Genomic DNA, 19,097 nt, shown 5'->3' with positions numbered 1-19,097 from the left:
GTTCTCCGATGCAAACAGTGCGCCTCCCGAGGCGGTTCCTCCGCTTCGACCGCCGCCCGAGAGCCAGGAGACATCAGGACAGGACAAGCGCCTCGTGCCGCTTGAGGCTCGGGCGCGCTAGGCGCGCAGTGCCGCGGCTCTCCAGACAAGGGAACAGCGACAGGATTTCGGACCGCTGGGCGCTGTCCATCTGGTCCAACGCCGTCTTGGGGAAGAAGCTTTCGCTCGGCACACCGTTCGAGACGACTATCTCGTGGTCCTCGAACAGAAGGTGGAAGTAGGTTACATAGCCGCCGTCGCGGCGCGTGACGGTCCGGCCGTTCACGAGGTGCTTGGCTATGACCAGAACCTCCTCTGCGCCCGTCATGAGTTCGACCTGAGGACCACGCATCACCATTCGGTGGTTGGGCGACACGCATAGCTCGCCGCAATTGCCGATGGCGCCGTCCGAGAAGACCACCGGCGCATGATCTCCCGTCGCAGGAACCGTCGTCGACCCGATCCAGCAGATCGGGCGCAACGCGTGATCGAGCGTCAGCACGAGGTCGCCCATCCGCAGCGTCTCGATCGCGCGCGGCCCGCGGTCAGTCTCGATCATCGTCCCTTCGGTGAAGCAAGCGAGCAATGCGTAGTCGACTTCGCCGTTGCCGATATTGCCTTCCGACGTGAAGACATATTGCTGACCGGGCACGAGCGGCTGTTCCGAGATGAGCGCGGTTGTCGTGTTGTTGCCCGTGTTGTTGGCGCCGATCGTGATCGAGTAGACCCGCACCCCGGTGGCGGTCTCGAGTACGTAGTTGACAAGGATCGGAGTGCCCGCCGGATAGGTCACCCCATCGAGCGTGATGGGCGCATTGAGAGTCTGGCCGCCCGAGTTGATCTCGTCGAACCCGTCATTGTCGGTGTCGTTCACCTGAATCTGCTGAGGCGCGGCCCCTGCGTTCAGCTGCAGATTGAAGGGCGGGTTTCCCGCGGCGCGCGCGCCCTGTTCGTTGGGTGGAGCGATGTTTCCGCCCGTCGTGTCGAAATCGGAGATTTGGTAGACGTATTGGAGCGTCTCGATGGCCATGCGGCGCACCCCCTCAAACTGATACGGCTGAAAATCTTCTGGGGGATCTTAGCCCACGATCCCCTAAGGGTCCAATCGTCGCGCCGGAGAGCGGCGCTGTATCGCCGAACCAACGCCGTCCAAGGCTGTAGTGAGGCTGAAAGAGCAGGGAGGAGAACCGCTAGGTGAAGACAGGCGGCGCCCCAGGGAGGAGGAGGGGGCGCCGCCCGCCGTCACATCGGCACCCAGGGAGGAGGAGGGGGCGCCGAAGCCTGTGAAGATGCGGCGGTGACAGGGAGGAGGAAGTCACCGCCGCATTTCACGCCGCCCGGCCAAAAGGAGGAGGAAGGCCGGGCGCATCGCAAGGACCTTTCGGTCCGATTTCGCGCGGAGGCATCGGGAGGAGGTGATGCCGCCGCGGAATTCTGAGGCTCAGGGAGGGGAGCCCCGGAAATCTCATTTGCCGTAGGCGGCTTCGATCGCGATGGAGTTGATCGAAGAGCGGCTGATGCCGAGGTCGTGAAGCTCGCGGTCGCTCAGGCGGGTCAGCTCGTTCCGCGTCTGGCGGTACAGCTTGTAGCGCTGACGGCTGTCGCGCAGATTGCTCAGCAACGTGGCGATGCGGTCCACCAGACCGGCTTCGATGCCGCGGGTATCGTTCATATGGGCCATTTTCGTAACCTTCATCTTTCTGCTCCGCGCCATTTCCGGCGCCGTTGCCCAATAGTTGGCGCTAATGCTGCAGCTGCACAATACCTCATTGCGTCAATGCTGCCATGCAGAAATCGCATGACCCAACCGCCAAATTTGCCTTACGCTACGGCAACTTGCGCAATGCGTAAGCTTCCTCGCCATTGGGGGTTGCTCTCGTAGGCAAAGCGCCCATTCTTTGAGCTGAATGAGAAGCGGAGTCTCGACGATGCCCACCCGCGACGCCATCACCGAAGCCCTGCGCAGCGTCGCGTTGCCTGACGGCGGCAACCTAGTTTCGCGCGATGTACTGCGGGCGCTCACCGTCGAAGGCGACGCGGTCCGCTTCGTGCTGGAAGCGCCCGATCCCGAGATGGCACGGCGGATGGAGCCGGTGCGGGAGGCGGCCGAGGCCGTCGTCCGCGCCTTGCCCGGCGTCGGCTCCGTTTCGGTCGTTCTGACGGCGCACGGGCCGGCCCCGAAGCCGCCAAGCCTCAAGATCGGTCAGCATCCTCAGTCACAGGCGGGGCCTCAGAAGATAGCCGGCGTCGACCGGATCCTCGCGGTCGGTTCGGGCAAGGGCGGGGTCGGAAAGTCGACCATCTCGTCCAATCTCGCGGTCGCGCTCGCGCGTGCGGGGCGGCGTGTTGGTCTTCTCGACGCCGATATCTACGGACCGTCTCAACCGCGCATGATGGGGGTTGCGAAGCGCCCTGCCTCGCCCGACGGAAAGACGATCATTCCACTGGAGGCCCACGGCGTCACCTTCATGTCCATCGGGCTCATGCTCAAGGAAGGCGAAGCGGTCGTCTGGCGCGGTCCGATGCTGATGGGCGCGCTCCAGCAGATGCTCGGCCAGGTTGCCTGGGGCGAGCTCGACGTGCTGATCGTCGATCTTCCGCCCGGCACCGGCGACGTGCAGCTTACCCTTTGCCAGAAAAGCCACGTAACCGGGGCGCTCATCGTTTCGACGCCACAGGACGTCGCGCTTTTGGACGCCCGCCGCGCGATCGACATGTTCGGCAAGCTGAAGACTCCGATCCTCGGGCTCATCGAGAACATGTCGACCTATGTCTGCCCGAATTGCGGGCACGAGGCGCATATCTTTGGCCATGGCGGTGTCTCGGCCGAAGCCGCGCGGCTTAACGTGCCCTTCCTGGGCGAAATCCCCCTCAGCCTCGACGTGCGGCTCGCCGGCGATACCGGCACCCCGGTGGCGGCGGGCGACGGGCTGGTTGCCGAGGCTTACAGGCGTCTGGCCGAGCGCCTGATCGGCGGCGGCATGGCCTGAAGGCCGATCTTCACGGGAAATCACGGGATCGGCATTGATCCTCCGGGTTCTCATGCAACATATGCCAGTATTGCCGGTTCCCGAATCGCAAGTGAGGCCGGAATCTGAGGGTTTTCGGCAAATTGCCCTCCCTTTTCTCTTCAGATCTTGCATTTCTCGCATTTTTTTCGGGAAAATACGGGAAAGTAAAAGCGCTACTATATTTAGTAGCTGTCTAGGCTTAACTCACAATAAATTCCAATGCTGATATGGTTTTGCCCTTGATCTGGGCGAGGAAATAGTCGTTTTAGCTCCGAAATACTGTTGGATTGGAAAATTTTTCCTTGCTTCCCATGAATTCCCATGGCATCCCTGGTGTCACCGATGAGAACGGGCCAAGACGGGGCGGCAAGACCCCAACAAGGCGAAAAAGCAGGTTTCATACAGGCACCCCGCTTTCATCGAACCGAGAGATCCGGCGCGTGAGCGAGCAGACATCCCCCCAGGTGGCATGCGCAGCCGGACAGACCCAGAGATGGGACGAGGGCGGCGGATTGGGCAGTGGCAGCAGCCCAATCCGCCGTTGTCGTTTCAAGGGGCTCGGCAAAACGGCGGTGACAGTACGGGGGGAGGGGACAGTGGTAAGGAGCGCGGGCCGTTGGCACGCCGATTCAGAGGATCGGATACGTTCAAGGTGGACGCGAAAGGTCGCGTGTCCATCCCGGCGCCGTTCCGCCGAGTGATCGAAGCCTCGGATCCCGATTGGAAGGAAGGCCTCCGTCCCAACATCGTGATCGTCTATGGCGGCGAGCGACAGAACTGGCTCGAGGTCTACACGATGAAGGCCATCGAAGAGATCGACGAACAGATCGAGGACATGCAGCGCGGCTCCACCGAGCGGCTCTGGCTCGAAGAACTCATGCACGGACAGTCGATCGAAAGCCAGATCGACGATGACGGCCGCCTCACGCTTCCCCAGAAACTGCGCGAGAAGGTCGGGCTGACGAACGAGGCGTTCTTCATATCGGCTGGCGACTATTTCAAGATCTGGAAGCCCGAGACCTACGATGATCAGGCCGGGTCGCGCACCCGCAAGCTCGCCGATCAGTACCCCGAGGACTTCGATCCCCGAAGCCTCCTGCCTCCAAGGTCACGGGGGTAGGGGATGGCCGCTGCCGCAGCCCGCATACCCGATCCCGCCCCGCACATCCCGGTTTTGCTTGGGCCGCTTCTCGAAGCGGTCGTGCCCGTGTCGGGCCTCTGGGTCGACGGAACGTTTGGCGCCGGCGGCTATGCGCGCGGACTGCTGGAGGCGGGCGCGCACCGCGTGATCGGCATCGACCGCGACCCGAGCGCCTTTGAACTCGCCAAGGAATGGGCCGGGCAGTACGGCGATCGGCTGCGGCTCGTCGAAGGCACCTTTTCCGAACTCGACGAGATCTCTGGCGAACCAGTGGACGGCGTCGTCTTTGACCTCGGCGTCTCCTCGATGCAGCTCGATCAGCCCGAGCGCGGGTTTTCGTTCCAGAAGGACGGTCCCCTCGATATGCGCATGGGCGACAGCGGGCCGACTGCCGCCGATCTCTTGAACACCGCGTCCGAGGCGGAGCTTGCCGACATTTTATTCCACTATGGCGAAGAACGCGGGTCCCGGCGCATCGCCCGGGCCATAGTGGCTGCGCGGCCCCTGGCGACGACGCTTGAACTGACAGCGGTGATCGAACGCTGCCTGCCGCGTGCCAAACCCGGCCAGATCCACCCGGCAACCCGCAGTTTCCAAGCCATACGCATCGCGGTGAATGACGAATTCGGCCAACTCGCCAATGGGCTCGAAGCGGCCGAACGCGCACTAAAGCCCGGCGGCAGGCTCGCGGTCGTGACCTTCCATTCGCTCGAGGACCGGGTTGTGAAGCGGTTCTTCCAGTTCCGTTCCGGCGCCGAAGGGCAGAGCAGCCGCCACGCCCCCGCCCGCGCTCAGGTGGCGCCCGCCTTCACGCTCAAGTCGCGTCGTGCGATCGCGCCGGACGAGAATGAACTCGCCCGCAATCCCCGCGCGCGCTCGGCCAAGCTGCGCATCGGCGTGCGCACCGAAGCGCCTGCAGGCGTCGCGGACCGTGCCGCGCTCGGCCTGCCAAGACCAGCCCTTCAAGGAGACCGGTGATGCGCAATCTGATGATTGTTCTCTCTGCCCTCGCCGTGATGGCCCTGGCCTTCTGGGCTTATCGCGAAAACTACCGCACCCAGGCCGAACTGGCCGAGGTGCACGATCTTCAGTATGACATCGGGCGCTTGCGCGAGAGCCTCGGCGTGCTGCGCGCGGAATGGGCCTATCTCAACCGGCCGGACCGGCTGCGTGAGCTGGCAGACATCAACTTCGCGCGGCTCGGCCTTTTGCCGCTCGAGCCGCGCCAGTTCGGCGATGTCGGCACGCTTGCCTACCCCGCCGTCGCGCTGCCTCCGATCACCGAACCCGTCGACACCATAGCGCTTGGGGAGACGACCGAATGACCCGCACGCCTCTCCGACCGCTCGCACGGATTCTATCGGCCCGCGCCAAGGGCGAGAACCCCGATGCCATCGAACGCGAGAACATCCGGTTGAGGCACGAGGCGATGCGCGACCGGGCGCGGCTCAGGGCCGAGGGACGGCTCCTTATCCTCGGTGCGGCCTTTATCATGGCGTTCGGCACGGTCGGGACGCGGATGGGGGTTCTCGCCTCGACCGAACCCGCCGAGCCTCAGAACGCGACGCCCGGCGCGGCGATCATCGCGCAGCGCGCCGACATCGTGGACCGCAAAGGCAGGGTGCTCGCGACCAACCTCGTCACTCATTCGCTTTACGCCCAGCCCCTTCTGATGGTGGATCCCGAGCGCGCGGCGACCGAGCTCGCCGCGATCTTCCCTGACCTCGACGCCGAACTGTTAAACCGAGACTTCACCGGAAAGCGCAAGTTCCTATGGGTGAAAAAGAAAATCTCGCCGGAGCAGATGCAGCTGGTGCACGAGATCGGCGATCCCGGCCTGCTCTTCGGTCCGCGCGAACTCAGGCTCTATCCCAATGGTGCCATCGCCGCCCATATCCTCGGCGGCGCGAGCTTCGGTCGCGAGGGCGTGACCTCGGCCGAGGTGGTTGGCACGGCGGGCATCGAGAAAACCTTTGATCGCTGGCTGCGGGACCCCGCAAATGGCGGCGCGCCGCTCGAGCTTTCCATCGATCTGTCAGTCCAGTCGACGGTCGAGGACGTGCTCTACGGCGGCATGAAACTCATGAACGCAAAGGGCGCGGCGGCGATCCTGATGGACGTCCGCACGGGCGAGGTGGCAGCGATGGCCTCGCTCCCGGATTTCGATCCCAATACCAGGCCTCGGCAGCAGATCAAGGGCGACCCCTCCGACAGCCCGCTCTTCAACCGCGCTGTGCAGGGGGTCTACGAGCTCGGCTCCACCTTCAAGGTGTTCGCTGTTGCACAGGCGCTGGAACTTGGTCTCGTCAACCCTTCGACGATGGTCGATACGAAGGGTCCAATGATCTGGGGGCGCTTCAAGATCCGCGACTTCCACAACTACGGACCGCAACTGTCGGTGACCGATGTTATCGTGAAGTCGTCCAATATCGGCACTGCCCACATCGCCCAGGCGATCGGCGGTACGCGGCAGCAAGCCTTCCTCGAAGCGCTCGGTCTATTCGAGCCGACGACAATCGAACTTGTGGAGGCGCCGGGCGCGAAGCCGCTGCGGCCCGCGAAATGGCCCGAGATCACCACTCTGACCGTCTCGTACGGCCATGGCGTCGCGGCCAGCCCGCTGCACTTGGCCACGGCCTACGCCTCGCTCGTCAACGGCGGCACGCGGATCACGCCCACGATCTTGAAACGGAAGCGCGCCGAGCAGGGCAAGCGTCTCGTGTCGGAAGACACTTCCGCCATCCTGCGCGACCTTCTGCGACAGGTCGTCGTGCGCGGTACGGCGAGTTTCGGGGAGGTGCCAGGCTACGCCGTCGGCGGTAAGACCGGAACTGCGGACAAGCCGAAGCCCACGGGCGGCGGCTATTACAAGGACAAGGTGATCGCGACCTTCGCGTCGGTCTTCCCGTCGCATGACCCGAAATACGTCCTTGTCGTTTCGCTCGACGAACCGGTGGAAACCTCGGGAACGGAACCGCGCCGGACCGCCGGCTGGACCGCCGTTCCGGTCGGCGCCGAGATCATCCGGCGCGCCGCGCCGCTGCTCGGCCTCAGACCGGAGGTTGAACCCCTGGCCGCGAGTGAAGTAATACGCGTGCGCAACTGAGGGCGGGCGTGTGTCGGGGGCGCATTTCATGGCCGGGACGAAAACGCTGGGCGAACTTGGCCTCACGGCACAGGGCGGTCGTGAGGTGGAAATTACCGGATTATCGGTCGACAGCCGCCAGGTGAAGCCCGGCCATCTCTTTGCAGCGCTCCCCGGCACAAACATGCATGGCGCTGAATTCATTCAGTTTGCCGTTCGAATGGACGCGGCGGCGATCCTCACCGACCGCGTCGGCGTCGAGATCGCGCGCGACGCGCTCGACGCGTCCGATGCAGCACTCGTCATCGCCGAAGACCCGCGCCAGACGCTCGCTTATTCGGCCGCCCTGTGGTTCGGAGCGCAGCCCGAAGTCATGGTTGCTGTGACCGGCACTTCGGGAAAGACGTCGGTCGCGACCTTCACGCGCCAGATCTGGCAGGCGCTCGGGCGGAAATCCGCCAATCTCGGCACCATGGGCATCTGCGGCGATTTCGAGGCGCCGCTCGCCCACACGACGCCCGAACCCGTGACGCTCCACCGGGTTCTGGCCGAGATGGCCGAAGCCGGCGTGACACACGCGGCAATGGAAGCCTCTTCGCACGGGCTCGACCAGATGCGCCTTGATGGCGTTCGGCTCCAGGCGGCGGCGTTCACGAACTTCAGCCAGGACCACCTCGATTATCACGCGAACTTCGACGACTACTTCGCCGCAAAGGCCGGCCTGTTCACGCGCGTTCTGCCCGAAGACGGTCATGCGGTGATCAATATCGACGAGGCGCGCGGCCGCGAGATGGCTGAAATCGCGCGCGGCCGGGGGCAGTCGCTTCTGACCGTCGGCCGCGACCCGGTGGCCGATCTCTGCATCACGGCGCAACGCTTCGACGCGACCGGGCAGGACCTGCGCTTCACCCATGACGGCAATCCACACATGATCCGGCTCGCGCTGATCGGCGGCTTTCAGGCCGAGAACGTCCTGGCCGCCGCCGGACTAGTGATGGCGACCGGTGAGCCGCCCGAGGCGGTCATCGCCACGCTGCCCGGTCTTGTCACTGTCCGCGGCAGAATGGAACTCGCCGCCCGCCGCGACAACGGGGCCGCGGTGTTTGTGGACTACTCGCACAAGCCCGGTGCGCTCGCCTCGGCGCTCCAGTCGCTGCGCCCGCATGTAATGGGCCGCATTGTCGTCGTCCTCGGCGCTGGCGGCGATCGCGATAGGATCAAACGGCCGCTCATGGGCGAAGCGGCGGCGGAATTCGCCGACGTGGTCATCGTGACCGACGACAATCCCCGAAGCGAAGATCCGGCCGCGATCCGCGCCGAAGTGATCAAGGGCTGCCCCGGAGCGACCGAAGTGGGTGACCGTGCCGAGGCGATCCTGCGCGGCGTCGACGCGCTCGAGCCTGGCGATGCGCTTCTGATCGCGGGCAAGGGGCACGAGACGGGACAGATCGTCGGCAGCGACATTTACCCCTTCGACGATGCCGAACAGGCTTCCGTCGCCGTCGCCGCGCTCGAAGGCCGGATCTGATGGCCGTGCTCTGGACCTCCACCGAAGCCGCCGCCGCGACGGGCGGCCGCGCCACGCGGGGCTTCGAGGCGACGGGTCTGTCCATCGACACCCGTACACTCGGGCCCGGCGATTTCTTCGTTGCTCTGAAAGACGTGCGCGACGGGCACGACTTCGTGGCGGATGCGCTGAAGAGAGGTGCCGCCGCCGCGATGGTGTCACGCATCCCCGAAGGCTGTTCCGAAGACGATCCGCTTCTCATCGTGCCCGATGTGCTTGAAGGCCTGACCGCACTTGGAGCCGCAGGCCGCGCGCGTTCAAAAGCCTGCGTCGTCGCCGTGACCGGCTCGGTCGGCAAGACTTCCACGAAGGAGATGCTGCGCGCGATCCTTGGCGGTCAGGGCCGGGTCCACGCCGCCGAGGCGAGCTTCAATAACCACTGGGGCGTGCCCATCACTCTCGCTCGGCTGCCCAAGGACGCCGACTTCGCGGTGATCGAGATCGGCATGAACCATCCCGGCGAGATCGCGCCGCTCGCGCGTCTCGCCCGGCCGCATGTCGCTTTGATCACGACGGTCGCGGCGGCGCATCTCGCCGCTTTCGACGGAATTGAGGCCATCGCGCGCGAGAAGGCTGCGATCTTCGAAGGGCTGGAGCCGGACGGCACCGCTATCCTCCCCTCCGGCCTCACGGTTTCGCCAATCCTGGAAGCGGCCGCTGCAGGGGCCGGGCGCCTGATCCGTTTTGGCACCGATGCGGCGGATGACTACCGCCTCCTCGATGCGACGATCGCCCGCGACACGACGATCGTGAAGGCCGACCGCAGGGGGTCGCCCCGGTTGTTCAAGGTGCTGACGGCCGGGCGACATTTCGCCATGAACGCGCTCGCCGCGCTCGCGGCGGCGGAGGCGGTTGGCGCAGATCCCGCTGTCGCGGCCTGCGATCTCGGCCAGTGGGTGCCGCCCGCCGGACGGGGTCAGCGCGAGCGCATCTATCTCGACATCGTCGACGAGAATCTCAGCTTCGACCTGATCGACGACGCATTCAACGCCAACCCTGCGTCGATGGACGCGGCCCTTCAGGTCCTTGGCCAGACCGCGCCGCGCGACGGCATCGGCCGCTTCCTCGAAGGCCGTCGCGTCGCGATTCTGGGTGACATGCTGGAGCTTGGGGCAGAGGAAACGTCGCTGCATGCCGACCTGGCCGGGCACCCTGCCATCCGAGAAGTCCATGTCGTTCACTGCGTCGGCCCTCGGATGCGGAGCCTCTGGGAGCGCCTGTCGAACCGCCGGCGCGGAGAATGGGTGGGCACGGCGGAAGAACTGGCGGCGCGCGCCCATCAACTCGCCGATGCCGGCGATGTCGTTCTGGTCAAGGGCTCCAAAGGCTCGAAGGTCAGCCTTGTGGTTGACGCGCTGAGGAAACTCGGGCAACCGGGCGCGGGCGTAGCGCGGGGGACCGAGTAATGCTCTATTGGCTATCCGGACTTGCGGAGGGAGGGGATGTCTTCAACCTCTTCCGCTACATCACCTTTCGCGCGGGCGCGGCCTTCTTCACGGCGCTCGTCTTTGGATTCCTGTTCGGCAATCCGCTGATCAATCTTCTCAGGCGCAAGCAGAAAAAGGGCCAGCCGATCCGCGACGACGGCCCGCAAAGCCATTTTGCCAAGGCCGGCACGCCGACAATGGGGGGTCTTCTAATCCTCTCGGCGCTGCTTGTCTCGACGCTTCTATGGGCGCGGCTCGACAATCCTTATATCTGGATCGTCCTGTTCGTGACGCTGAGCTTTGGCCTGATCGGTTTCGCCGACGACTACGCCAAGGTCACGAAAAACAGCAGCAAGGGTACGTCCTCGCGCGGGCGCTTTGTTCTTGGCCTCGCGGTCGCGGCGCTTGCGGGCGGTATGGCGGCCTATGTTCATCCCGCAGATCTCACTAATCAGCTTGCCTTCCCGGTCTTCAAGGACGCGCTCTTTAATCTCGGCTGGTTTTTCGTTCCGTTCGCGATGGTCGTGATCGTCGGCGCGGCGAACGCTGTGAACCTGACCGACGGCCTCGACGGGTTGGCCGTCATGCCGGTGATGATCGCGGCGGGAACGCTCGGCGTCATCGCCTATGCGGTCGGCCGGACCGACTTCACCGATTATCTTGGCGTCCACTACGTGCCGGGGACGGGCGAGATCTTCATCTTCACCGCAGCGCTCATCGGCGGCGGGCTCGGATTTCTCTGGTACAATGCGCCACCGGCGGCGGTCTTCATGGGCGATACCGGATCGCTCGCACTCGGCGGCGCTCTGGGTGCGATTGCGGTCGTGACCAAGCACGAGATCGTGCTCGCCATCGTTGGCGGCCTCTTCGTGGTCGAGGCGCTGTCGGTCATCATCCAGGTCGCCTATTTCAAGCGCACCGGAAAGCGCGTCTTCCTCATGGCGCCGATCCACCACCACTTCGAGAAGAAGGGCTGGGCGGAGCCGCAGATCGTCATCCGGTTCTGGATCATCTCGCTGATCCTCGCGCTGATCGGGCTGGCGACGCTCAAGCTGCGCTGAGAGGAATGCGGGAAAGCGACCTCTACGCCCCGGTCAAGGCGCATCTGGAGGCGCAGGGTTACGAGGTGAAGGCGGAGATTGGCGATTGCGACATTCTCGCGCGGCGCGGGGACGAACCGGCGGTCGTTGTTGAACTGAAGCTGACCTTCTCGCTCGCGCTCGTCATGCAGGGTGTCGCCCGGCAGACGCTGTTCGATCACGTCTACCTCGCAGTTCCCGTCGCGACGGAGCGTGGCTGGAAGTTGCGCTACAAGGACGTCATCCGGCTCTGCCGCCGTCTCGGCCTTGGCCTTTTGGCGGTGCGTATCGGTGATCCGCCCCACGTCGAGGCGCATCTGGACCCGGGACAGTATGCGCCGCGCAAGAACAGTCGCCGCGCAGGTCGGTTGATCCGGGAATTCGACCGCCGTGTCGGCGATCCGAACGTGGGCGGCGCGTCCGGCGTGAAGCACGTGACCGCGTACCGGCAAGATGCGCTTCGCTGCGCTCACCTTCTTGCTGCGAAGGGTCCATGCAAGGCCTCAGTTGTGGCTGCCGAAACCGGTGTCGCGCGGGCGGGTGCGATGATGCGGACGGACCACTACGGCTGGTTCAACCGGGTGGAGCGAGGTATCTATGCGCTGAGCCCCAGCGGTCATGCGGCCATCGCGGAATACGGCGCGATCGACCTCTAACCCGAAGCGAAGGGATACGTCATGCCACCTCCCTCACGTCCGACAGCGCTCGTTACCGGTGGCAATCGGGGTATCGGGCGGGCGATCGCCGAGGGCTTGGTCGCGAAGGGCTGCGCCGTCACGATCGGCGTTCGCGACTCCGATTCCGGGTCCGAGGCCGCGCAAGCCCTCGGTTGTGGGTCGGTCCGGTTCGACCTCGAAGACCCCGACAGCTACTTCGGCGCGATGACCGAGGCGGGCGGCTTCGACATCCTCGTCAACAACGCCGGCATCCTCAACCACGTCTCGCTCTTGGCGCCCGACAGCGACTTCGACAGTGCAATGCAGGTGATGGTCGCGGCACCGCTTGATCTGATCCGGCTGAACCTCCCGCGCTGGCAAAAGACCGGCTGGGGACGGATCGTCAACCTCTCGTCCGACTGGGGCAGCTTCGCGCACGGCCTGGGTGGCCCCGGCGCCTACGGCATCGCCAAGGCCGCGCTCAACGCGCTGACCAAGGCGTTGCCGCGCGACCTTCCGCCGGGCGTCAAGATCAATGCGACGTGCCCCGGCTGGGTGCGCACCCGGATGGGCGGCGCGGCCGCGACACGCAGCCCAGAGAAGGGCGCCGACACCGCGCTTTGGCTCGCGCTATTGCCAGATGATGGGCCTACGGGCGGCTTCTTCCGCGACCGCAAGCCCATCGACTGGTAGCCGCGCTTAGTCGATCGAGACGAGCTCGATCTCGAAAGTCAGGTCCTCGCCCGCAAGTGGATGGTTGGCGTCCAGCGTCACCGCCTCTTCCGTCACATGGGCCACCGTGACGGACACAGCCTTTCCGTCGGGCGACTGCATCTGAAGCCGCGTTCCGATATCGAGCGGAATGTGGTCGGGAATAGTGGCGCGCGGCACATCGTGGCGCGCCTCCGGCCGCGCCTCGCCGTAGGCCTCGGCGCATGGCACTTCGACCGTCTTGCGCTCACCCTCCGCCATGCCTGGCAGCGCCTTGTCCAGCCCCGGAATGATCTGACCGGAACCGACCTCGAATTGCAGCGGGTCCCGCCCTTGCGAGGAATCGAACTCAGTACCGTCCTGCAGCGTGCCGCGATAGTGGATATTCACGGTGTCGCCCGTCTTTACCTGGGTCATGTCGTCCTTTCAGAATTTCGGGAGTGAATGAGGAGGCCGCGCCGTCGCGGGTGCTCACGAGCCGTCAGCCTAGCGGTCCTGCCTTTCGGCGTAAACCCCGGCCCAGTCGGCCGGGCGGGCGGCGACGCTTGCGGAGCGTTGGGCCAGCGGGCATTGTCCCGCGGGCACAAGGTTTCGGGGGAGCCATGATTCCGGTTCAGGGATTTTCAGGCAGGAAGGTCGCCGTGCTCGGCCTCGGCCGGTCGGGCCTCGCGACAGCGCGCGCGCTGTCCGCCGGTGGGGCCGAGCCCTGCCTCTGGGACGACAGCCCCGAGGCACGCGACAATGCGGTGGCGCAGGGCTTCGAGTTGACCGATCTTACCCGTCGCGACGCCTGGGACGAGGTTGTCTGCCTCGTGGTCTCCCCCGGCATCCCGCATCTCTATCCAGAACCGAACCGGCTGATCGCCCGCGCGATGGCCGAGGGCGTGCCGGTCGACAACGACATCGGGCTCTTCTTCCGGTCCTGGTCGACCCGCGACTGGGGCCGGATGGACAAGACGCCCAAGGTAATCGCCGTGACCGGGTCGAACGGCAAATCGACGACGACCGCGCTCATCCATCACATCCTGTCCGAGGCCGGGCGGCCCGCACAGATGGCTGGAAATATCGGCCGAGGTGTCCTCGACCTCGACCCGGCGCAGGATGGCGAGGTCGTAGTGATCGAACTCAGCTCATACCAGGCCGAGCTTGCGCGCGCACTTACCCCGGACATCGCGGTCTTTACGAACCTCACGCCCGATCATCTCGATCGGCACGGCGGCATCGGCGGCTACTTCGCCGCCAAGCGTCGGCTCTTCTCCGAGGGAGGGCCTGACCGCGCCGTCATCGGCGTGGACGAGGTGGAAGGGCGGTTTCTCGCGAACCAGATGGCCCAGGGCGCGGGCGACGACCGTGTGATCCGCGTCTCGTCGGGCGAGAAGCTCGACGGGCCTGGCTGGTCCGTCTTTGCGCGCAAGGGGTTCCTCTCGGAATGGCGGAAGGGACGGCAGGTTGCCTCGATCGACCTGCGCGAGATCAGCGGGCTGCCCGGCGCTCACAACCACCAGAACGCCTGCGCGGCCTATGCCGCTGTCCGCACGCTCGGCCTCGCGCCGAAAGTCGTCGAGGCGGCGTTTCGCTCATTCGCAGGGCTGCCGCACCGCAGTCAGCTCGTCGCCGAGGTGGGTGGAGTCCGCTATGTCAACGACTCCAAGGCGACGAACGCTGACAGCGCGGCCAAGGCGTTGCAGGCTTTCGATAATATCCGCTGGATCGTTGGCGGCCTCGGCAAGGGCGGCGGGATCGCCTCTCTGGTCCCCCATCTCGACTCGGTGAAGAAGGCCTATCTCATCGGCCACTCGGCCCGCGATTTCGCGCTTCAACTCGGGGAGACGCCGCACGAGATCTGCGAAACGATGGAGAGGGCGGTGACCCGCGCTGCGCAGGAGGCTAAGCCGGGCGACACTGTGCTTCTCGCGCCCGCGGCGGCGAGCTTCGATCAGTATCCGGATTTCGAGAAGCGGGGCGAGGATTTCGTCGCACGGGTGACGGCGCTCCTCGCCCGTGCGAAGGGATGAAGCGCGGCGATCTGCTTGCGCGCGGCCGAAAGACATTGGGTTGACCGGGGCACTTGCGAAAGGAGGTCTTGAATGGAGGGACGCTGCACCTGCGGGAAGATCCGTTACAGGCTGACCGACACACCGCTTTTCGTCCATGCCTGTCACTGCACCTGGTGCCAGCGCGAATCCGGCGGTCCACATGCGATCAACGCAATGATCGAGGCGGACCGTGTGGAACTGCTCTCCGGCGCACCCATAGAAATCGACACGCCCTCGAGCTCCGGCAAGGGCCAGATTGTCCTGCGCTGCCCGGACTGTCACGTGGCCCTCTGGTCGCACTATTCGGGTGCGGGCCGCGCCATGGCCTTCGTCCGCGTCGGCACGCTCGACAATCCCGCCGCATGTCCGCCCGACATCCACATCTTCACCGCGACCAGGCTGCCATGGTACGCCCTGCCGGAAAGCGTGCCCGCCGTGCCCGAATACTACCGGAGAAGCGAGCACTGGCCGCCCGAAAGCCTCGCCCGGCGCGAGGCGCTGATCGCGCGGCAGGCGAAGCCGTGATCCGGCCATTAATTGCGGCTCACCCGCCCCTAGCGCGTTCGTCCGTTCTCGGCTAAACTCCGCCGCGAGACCCGGCAAACGGGCGTAAGTGAGGCAGTGAAGGCGGTATCCCATGACTGAGATGGTCTACGGCACGGTGCCCGTGCGGGCAGGCGAGCCTGTTCTTCCACGCTGGTGGCGCACCATCGACAAGTGGTCCCTTACAGGCGTGATGGTTCTTTTCGGGATCGGCCTTCTTCTTGGCCTCGCTGCATCTGTGCCACTGGCCGAGAAGAATGGGCTTGAGCCGTTCTATTATGTCACCAGGCAGGCCGTCTTCGGCGCCGCCGCGATGGTGGCGATGCTTGTCGCCTCGATGATGTCACCCGACATGGCCCGGCGCCTGGGAGTCCTCGGCTTTCTCGCGGCCTTCGCGGCGCTCGCGCTCTTGCCGGTGTTCGGGACCGACTTCGGCAAAGGTGCGGTACGCTGGTATTCGCTTGGTTTCGGCAGTTTCCAGCCCTCGGAATTCCTTAAGCCCGGCTTCGTCATCCTCACCGCCTGGCTCATGGCCGCGAGCCAGGAAATCGGCGGCCCTCCGGGGCGGCTCTATTCATTCGCGCTGGCGATCGTCATCGTCTTCTTCCTCGCGCTTCAGCCCGATTTCGGGCAGGCCTGCCTTGTCCTGTTCGCCTGGGGCGTGATGTATTTTGTGGCCGGCGCGCCTTTCGTGCTTCTGACGGTAATCGCCGGACTCGTCGTCGCGGGCGGCATATTCGCCTACGACGCATCCGAACACTTTGCCCGCCGGATCGACGGGTTTCTCGCTGCCGATATCGATCCCAGAACCCAGATCGGCTACGCCACGAACGCTATCCAGGAAGGCGGCATCTTTGGCGTCGGTGTGGGCGAGGGGACTGTCAAATGGTCGCTGCCCGACGCGCACACCGATTTCATTATCGCGGTCGCAGCCGAGGAATACGGCCTCGTCCTCGTACTCTTCATCCTCGCGCTCTATGCGGTCATCACCGCGCGCTCCCTATTCCGCCTGATGAGCGAGCGTGACCCATTTATCCGGCTCGCGGGAACCGGGCTCGCCTGCACCTTCGGGGTCCAGGCGCTCATCAACATGGGGGTCGCCGTGCGGCTCCTGCCCGCGAAGGGCATGACGTTGCCCTTCGTGAGCTACGGCGGCTCGTCGGTGATCGCGAGCGGCATCGCGATGGGCATGCTTCTGGCCTTCACCCGGATGCGGCCGCAGGGCCGGATCGAGGACTACATCATCAAGCGGGGCCGCTGATGGCTGCGCCCTTGCTTCTGATCGCGGCCGGTGGGACCGGAGGGCACATGTTTCCCGCCCAGGCGCTCGCGGAGGCGATGGTGTCGAAGGGCTGGCGGGTGAAGCTCTCGACCGACGCGCGCGGTGCGCGCTACGCGGGCGGCTATCCGAAAGCGGTCACGGTCGAACGGGTCGCGTCGGCGACCTTCGCGCGCGGCGGCCCGCTAGCGAAGCTCACGGTGCCCGTTCGGCTGGCAGTCGGCGTGATCGGGGCCGTCTGGCGGATGCTGCGCAACCGGCCAAATGCAGTAGTTGGCTTCGGCGGATACCCGACGATCCCGGCACTTGCGGCCGCGATGATCCTGCGTGTGCCGCATATGATCCACGAACAGAACGGCGTCCTCGGCCGCGTGAACCAGATCTTCGCCAGGCGGGTCCGCTGGATCGGCTGTGGCACCTGGCCGACCGACCTGCCTGACGGTGTGGAGGGCCACCACACCGGCAACCCGGTGCGCGCGGCGGTCCTGGAACGTGCAGGTGCACCCTATATCCCGCCCGGTGACTACCCGATGAGTCTTCTCGTCATCGGTGGCAGCCAGGGCGCACGAGTGCTCTCGGATGTGGTGCCCGGCGCGCTCGCCACGCTGCCCGATACCTTGCGCACACGCATCCGCGTTGCCCACCAGGCCCGGCCCGAGGACGAGGCGCGCGTCAATGCCGCCTATGCCGAGGCGGGGATAAAGGCCGAGGTCGCGCCCTTCTTCTCCGACATCCCGAGCCGGCTCGCCGACGCGCAGCTCGTCATCTCGCGCTCGGGCGCCTCGTCGGTCGCCGACATCTCGGTCATCGGCCGGCCGTCGATCCTCGTGCCCTTCGCCGCCGCCGCGAATGATCACCAGACCGCGAATGCCCGCGGCCTCGTTGCCGCCGAGGCGGCAATCCTCATTCCCGAATCCCGGCTTGACGCCGCCACACTCTCGGGGCATGTCGCCGCGATCCTGGAAAACCCGGATGCCGCCGTCCGCATGGCCCATGCCGCGCTCGCACACGGCATTCCCGACGCCACCGACCGGCTCGTCACCCTGGTTGAGGCCCTGACAACGAAAGAGAGCACATGAACGCCGCCACGAAGCTGCCCGGAGAACTTGGTCCGATTCATTTCGTGGGCATCGGCGGCATTGGCATGTCGGGGATCGCCGAGGTTCTGATCACGCTCGGCTACCCCGTACAGGGCTCCGACGCGAAAGCGTCGAAGATCACCGACCGGCTGGTGAAGCTGGGGGCAACCTTCTTCGAGGGCCAGAAGGCTGAAAATCTAGGGGAGGCGGCAGTCGTCGTGATCTCCTCGGCGATCAAGAAGGGCAACCCCGAACTCGAGGAGGCGCGGCGGCGCGGCCTGCCTGTCGTGCGCCGGGCCGAGATGCTGGCCGAACTCATGCGGCTTCGCTCGAACGTCGCGGTCGCGGGCACACACGGCAAGACGACGACGACGACGATGGTCGCGACGCTTCTCGACAAGGGCGGTTTCGACCCCACAGTTATCAATGGCGGCATCATTCATGCCTATGGCTCGAACGCGCGCGCGGGCGCGGGTGAGTGGATGGTGGTCGAGGCCGACGAGAGCGACGGCTCGTTCAACCGGCTGCCCGCAACGATTGCCATCGTCACTAATATCGACCCCGAGCACATGGAACACTGGGGCGATTTCGACAAGCTTCGGCAGGGCTTTTACGACTTCGTCTCCAACATCCCCTTCTACGGCGCCGCCGTGTGCTGCACGGATCATCCCGAAGTGCAGACGCTCGTGGGCCGCATCACCGATCGCCGGATCATCACCTTCGGCTTCAACGCGCAGGCGGACGTGCGTGCCGTGAATCTGACCTACGATGCGGGGGTCGCCCATTTCGACATCGCGCTGCAAGGCGAGGGCACGGACTCCGTGATCGAGCGCTGCACGCTGCCCATGCCCGGCGACCACAATGTCTCGAATGCCCTCGCCGCCGTCGCCGTGGCCCGCCATCTCGGCATGAAAAAGGACGAGATCCGTGATGCGCTCGCGAATTTTGGTGGTGTGAACCGGCGCTTCACCAAGGTGGGCGAGGTTCTGGGGGGCGTGACGATCATCGACGACTACGGTCACCATCCGGTGGAAATCGCCGCCGTCCTGAAAGCCGCTCGCCAGGCAACGAAGGGCCGCGTGATCGCCGTCCATCAGCCGCATCGCTACTCTCGTCTGTCGACGCTGTTCGAGGATTTCTGCACCTGCTTCAATGAGGCCGACGTCGTCGCCATCGCCGAAGTCTACGCCGCGGGCGAGGACCCGATCCCTGGCGCGAGCCGCGACGATCTGGTCGCCGGCCTCGTTGCTCACGGCCACCGCCACGCCCGCGCCATCCTCGACGAGGCCGATCTGGAGCGGCTGGTCCGCGAACAGGCGAGGCCCGGCGACATGGTCGTCTGCCTCGGCGCCGGCACGATCTCGATCTGGGCCAACGCGCTGCCCGACCGTCTGAAGGCCTGATCCGGTGGTGGAGGCTTCGCCCGCCTTGAAGCAAACGACGT

General features: G+C 65.4%; 18 protein-coding genes. 15 read left to right on the top strand and 3 right to left on the bottom strand.

What is annotated here, in order from left to right:
* Positions 1 to 73 precede the first annotated feature (73 nt).
* Together DEA8626_RS11195 and DEA8626_RS11190 are read right to left on the bottom strand one after the other, a co-directional pair.
* Positions 74 to 1,069, bottom strand: coding sequence for a Hint domain-containing protein (locus DEA8626_RS11195; RefSeq protein ID WP_108853072.1), 996 nt, complete (start codon positions 1,067 to 1,069; stop codon positions 74 to 76).
* Positions 1,070 to 1,504: 435 nt separating this feature from the next.
* Positions 1,505 to 1,735: a DUF1127 domain-containing protein gene (locus DEA8626_RS11190; RefSeq protein WP_245890831.1), complete on the bottom strand. Its 231-nt coding sequence runs from the start codon at positions 1,733 to 1,735 to the stop codon at positions 1,505 to 1,507.
* A 232-nt stretch (positions 1,736 to 1,967) separates the two neighbouring features.
* Between DEA8626_RS11190 and DEA8626_RS11185 the strand changes: the two genes are divergently transcribed.
* The 10 genes from DEA8626_RS11185 to DEA8626_RS11140 all read left to right on the top strand — a co-directional run bounded on the left by DEA8626_RS11185 (position 1,968) and on the right by DEA8626_RS11140 (position 12,698).
* The gene (locus DEA8626_RS11185) at positions 1,968 to 3,029 is read left to right on the top strand and encodes an Mrp/NBP35 family ATP-binding protein (protein WP_108853071.1); all 1,062 of its coding nucleotides are present in this window, start codon (positions 1,968 to 1,970) and stop codon (positions 3,027 to 3,029) included.
* Positions 3,030 to 3,666: 637 nt separating this feature from the next.
* Positions 3,667 to 4,170: a division/cell wall cluster transcriptional repressor MraZ gene (gene mraZ / locus DEA8626_RS11180; RefSeq protein ID WP_108853069.1), complete on the top strand. Its 504-nt coding sequence runs from the start codon at positions 3,667 to 3,669 to the stop codon at positions 4,168 to 4,170.
* A gap of 3 nt (positions 4,171 to 4,173) precedes the next feature.
* Positions 4,174 to 5,169: a 16S rRNA (cytosine(1402)-N(4))-methyltransferase RsmH gene (gene rsmH / locus DEA8626_RS11175; RefSeq protein WP_108853067.1), complete on the top strand. Its 996-nt coding sequence runs from the start codon at positions 4,174 to 4,176 to the stop codon at positions 5,167 to 5,169.
* A complete protein-coding gene (gene ftsL / locus DEA8626_RS11170) occupies positions 5,169 to 5,516 on the top strand; it encodes a cell division protein FtsL (protein WP_108853065.1) in 348 nt (115 codons plus the stop codon). The genes rsmH and ftsL overlap by 1 nt, the downstream gene beginning before the upstream one ends.
* A complete protein-coding gene (locus tag DEA8626_RS11165; RefSeq protein ID WP_108853063.1) occupies positions 5,513 to 7,297 on the top strand; it encodes a peptidoglycan D,D-transpeptidase FtsI family protein in 1,785 nt (594 codons plus the stop codon). Before ftsL ends, DEA8626_RS11165 begins: the two co-directional genes overlap by 4 nt.
* 28 nt (positions 7,298 to 7,325) lie before the next feature.
* Positions 7,326 to 8,804 (top strand): UDP-N-acetylmuramoyl-L-alanyl-D-glutamate--2,6-diaminopimelate ligase, encoded by a 1,479-nt coding sequence (locus DEA8626_RS11160; RefSeq protein ID WP_108853061.1) that lies wholly within the window; start codon positions 7,326 to 7,328, stop codon positions 8,802 to 8,804.
* Positions 8,804 to 10,249 (top strand): UDP-N-acetylmuramoyl-tripeptide--D-alanyl-D-alanine ligase, encoded by a 1,446-nt coding sequence (locus DEA8626_RS11155; RefSeq protein WP_108853059.1) that lies wholly within the window; start codon positions 8,804 to 8,806, stop codon positions 10,247 to 10,249. The genes DEA8626_RS11160 and DEA8626_RS11155 overlap by 1 nt, the downstream gene beginning before the upstream one ends.
* The gene (mraY, locus tag DEA8626_RS11150) at positions 10,249 to 11,331 is read left to right on the top strand and encodes a phospho-N-acetylmuramoyl-pentapeptide-transferase (protein ID WP_108853057.1); all 1,083 of its coding nucleotides are present in this window, start codon (positions 10,249 to 10,251) and stop codon (positions 11,329 to 11,331) included. Before DEA8626_RS11155 ends, mraY begins: the two co-directional genes overlap by 1 nt.
* 5 nt (positions 11,332 to 11,336) lie before the next feature.
* On the top strand, positions 11,337 to 12,005 hold the full coding sequence (locus DEA8626_RS11145; protein WP_108853055.1) for a DUF2161 domain-containing phosphodiesterase: 669 nt from the start codon (positions 11,337 to 11,339) through the stop codon (positions 12,003 to 12,005).
* 21 nt (positions 12,006 to 12,026) lie between these two features.
* Complete coding sequence (locus DEA8626_RS11140; protein WP_108853053.1) at positions 12,027 to 12,698, top strand: SDR family NAD(P)-dependent oxidoreductase; 672 nt, start codon at positions 12,027 to 12,029, stop codon at positions 12,696 to 12,698.
* A gap of 6 nt (positions 12,699 to 12,704) precedes the next feature.
* On the opposite strand, the gene DEA8626_RS11135 is transcribed toward DEA8626_RS11140, so the two are convergent.
* Entirely contained in the window at positions 12,705 to 13,133 is a 429-nt protein-coding gene (locus tag DEA8626_RS11135; protein ID WP_108853052.1) for an FKBP-type peptidyl-prolyl cis-trans isomerase, read from the bottom strand.
* A 185-nt stretch (positions 13,134 to 13,318) separates the two neighbouring features.
* On the opposite strand from DEA8626_RS11135, the gene murD reads away from it, so the two are divergent.
* From murD to murC, 5 genes are all read left to right on the top strand, one after another.
* Positions 13,319 to 14,731 carry a UDP-N-acetylmuramoyl-L-alanine--D-glutamate ligase gene (murD, locus tag DEA8626_RS11130; RefSeq protein ID WP_108853050.1) on the top strand — a complete coding sequence of 471 codons (1,413 nt, stop codon included), beginning with the start codon at positions 13,319 to 13,321 and terminating at the stop codon, positions 14,729 to 14,731.
* 72 nt (positions 14,732 to 14,803) lie between these two features.
* On the top strand, positions 14,804 to 15,277 hold the full coding sequence (locus tag DEA8626_RS11125) for a GFA family protein (protein WP_108853048.1): 474 nt from the start codon (positions 14,804 to 14,806) through the stop codon (positions 15,275 to 15,277).
* Positions 15,278 to 15,389: 112 nt separating this feature from the next.
* On the top strand, positions 15,390 to 16,556 hold the full coding sequence (locus DEA8626_RS11120; protein ID WP_108853046.1) for a peptidoglycan glycosyltransferase FtsW: 1,167 nt from the start codon (positions 15,390 to 15,392) through the stop codon (positions 16,554 to 16,556).
* A complete protein-coding gene (locus DEA8626_RS11115; protein WP_108853044.1) occupies positions 16,556 to 17,653 on the top strand; it encodes a UDP-N-acetylglucosamine--N-acetylmuramyl-(pentapeptide) pyrophosphoryl-undecaprenol N-acetylglucosamine transferase in 1,098 nt (365 codons plus the stop codon). The genes DEA8626_RS11120 and DEA8626_RS11115 overlap by 1 nt, the downstream gene beginning before the upstream one ends.
* Complete coding sequence (gene murC, locus DEA8626_RS11110; protein ID WP_108853042.1) at positions 17,650 to 19,056, top strand: UDP-N-acetylmuramate--L-alanine ligase; 1,407 nt, start codon at positions 17,650 to 17,652, stop codon at positions 19,054 to 19,056. Before DEA8626_RS11115 ends, murC begins: the two co-directional genes overlap by 4 nt.
* The last annotated feature ends 41 nt before the right edge of the window (positions 19,057 to 19,097 follow it).

This window comes from Defluviimonas aquaemixtae (assembly GCF_900302475.1).
GTDB classification, from domain to species: Bacteria; Pseudomonadota; Alphaproteobacteria; order Rhodobacterales; family Rhodobacteraceae; genus Albidovulum; species Albidovulum aquaemixtae.
Note: the sequence above shows the minus strand (reverse complement) of the source record. Positions and strands in the feature narration are given on the sequence as shown.

What these genes read in the sequence shown, in the direction of transcription:
- mraY (WP_108853057.1), top strand. Translation starts at nt 10,249, where the DNA reads ATGCTCTATTGGCTATCCGGACTTGCGGAGGGAGGGGATGTCTTCAAC.
- DEA8626_RS11195 (WP_108853072.1), bottom strand. Translation starts at nt 1,069, where the DNA reads ATGGCCATCGAGACGCTCCAATACGTCTACCAAATCTCCGATTTCGAC.
- murC (WP_108853042.1), top strand. Translation starts at nt 17,650, where the DNA reads ATGAACGCCGCCACGAAGCTGCCCGGAGAACTTGGTCCGATTCATTTC.
- DEA8626_RS11135 (WP_108853052.1), bottom strand. Translation starts at nt 13,133, where the DNA reads ATGACCCAGGTAAAGACGGGCGACACCGTGAATATCCACTATCGCGGC.
- DEA8626_RS11185 (WP_108853071.1), top strand. Translation starts at nt 1,968, where the DNA reads ATGCCCACCCGCGACGCCATCACCGAAGCCCTGCGCAGCGTCGCGTTG.
- DEA8626_RS11140 (WP_108853053.1), top strand. Translation starts at nt 12,027, where the DNA reads ATGCCACCTCCCTCACGTCCGACAGCGCTCGTTACCGGTGGCAATCGG.
- DEA8626_RS11155 (WP_108853059.1), top strand. Translation starts at nt 8,804, where the DNA reads ATGGCCGTGCTCTGGACCTCCACCGAAGCCGCCGCCGCGACGGGCGGC.
- DEA8626_RS11160 (WP_108853061.1), top strand. Translation starts at nt 7,326, where the DNA reads ATGGCCGGGACGAAAACGCTGGGCGAACTTGGCCTCACGGCACAGGGC.
- DEA8626_RS11120 (WP_108853046.1), top strand. Translation starts at nt 15,390, where the DNA reads ATGACTGAGATGGTCTACGGCACGGTGCCCGTGCGGGCAGGCGAGCCT.
- DEA8626_RS11165 (WP_108853063.1), top strand. Translation starts at nt 5,513, where the DNA reads ATGACCCGCACGCCTCTCCGACCGCTCGCACGGATTCTATCGGCCCGC.
- DEA8626_RS11115 (WP_108853044.1), top strand. Translation starts at nt 16,556, where the DNA reads ATGGCTGCGCCCTTGCTTCTGATCGCGGCCGGTGGGACCGGAGGGCAC.
- rsmH (WP_108853067.1), top strand. Translation starts at nt 4,174, where the DNA reads ATGGCCGCTGCCGCAGCCCGCATACCCGATCCCGCCCCGCACATCCCG.
- ftsL (WP_108853065.1), top strand. Translation starts at nt 5,169, where the DNA reads ATGCGCAATCTGATGATTGTTCTCTCTGCCCTCGCCGTGATGGCCCTG.
- DEA8626_RS11125 (WP_108853048.1), top strand. Translation starts at nt 14,804, where the DNA reads ATGGAGGGACGCTGCACCTGCGGGAAGATCCGTTACAGGCTGACCGAC.
- DEA8626_RS11145 (WP_108853055.1), top strand. Translation starts at nt 11,337, where the DNA reads ATGCGGGAAAGCGACCTCTACGCCCCGGTCAAGGCGCATCTGGAGGCG.
- murD (WP_108853050.1), top strand. Translation starts at nt 13,319, where the DNA reads ATGATTCCGGTTCAGGGATTTTCAGGCAGGAAGGTCGCCGTGCTCGGC.
- DEA8626_RS11190 (WP_245890831.1), bottom strand. Translation starts at nt 1,735, where the DNA reads ATGAAGGTTACGAAAATGGCCCATATGAACGATACCCGCGGCATCGAA.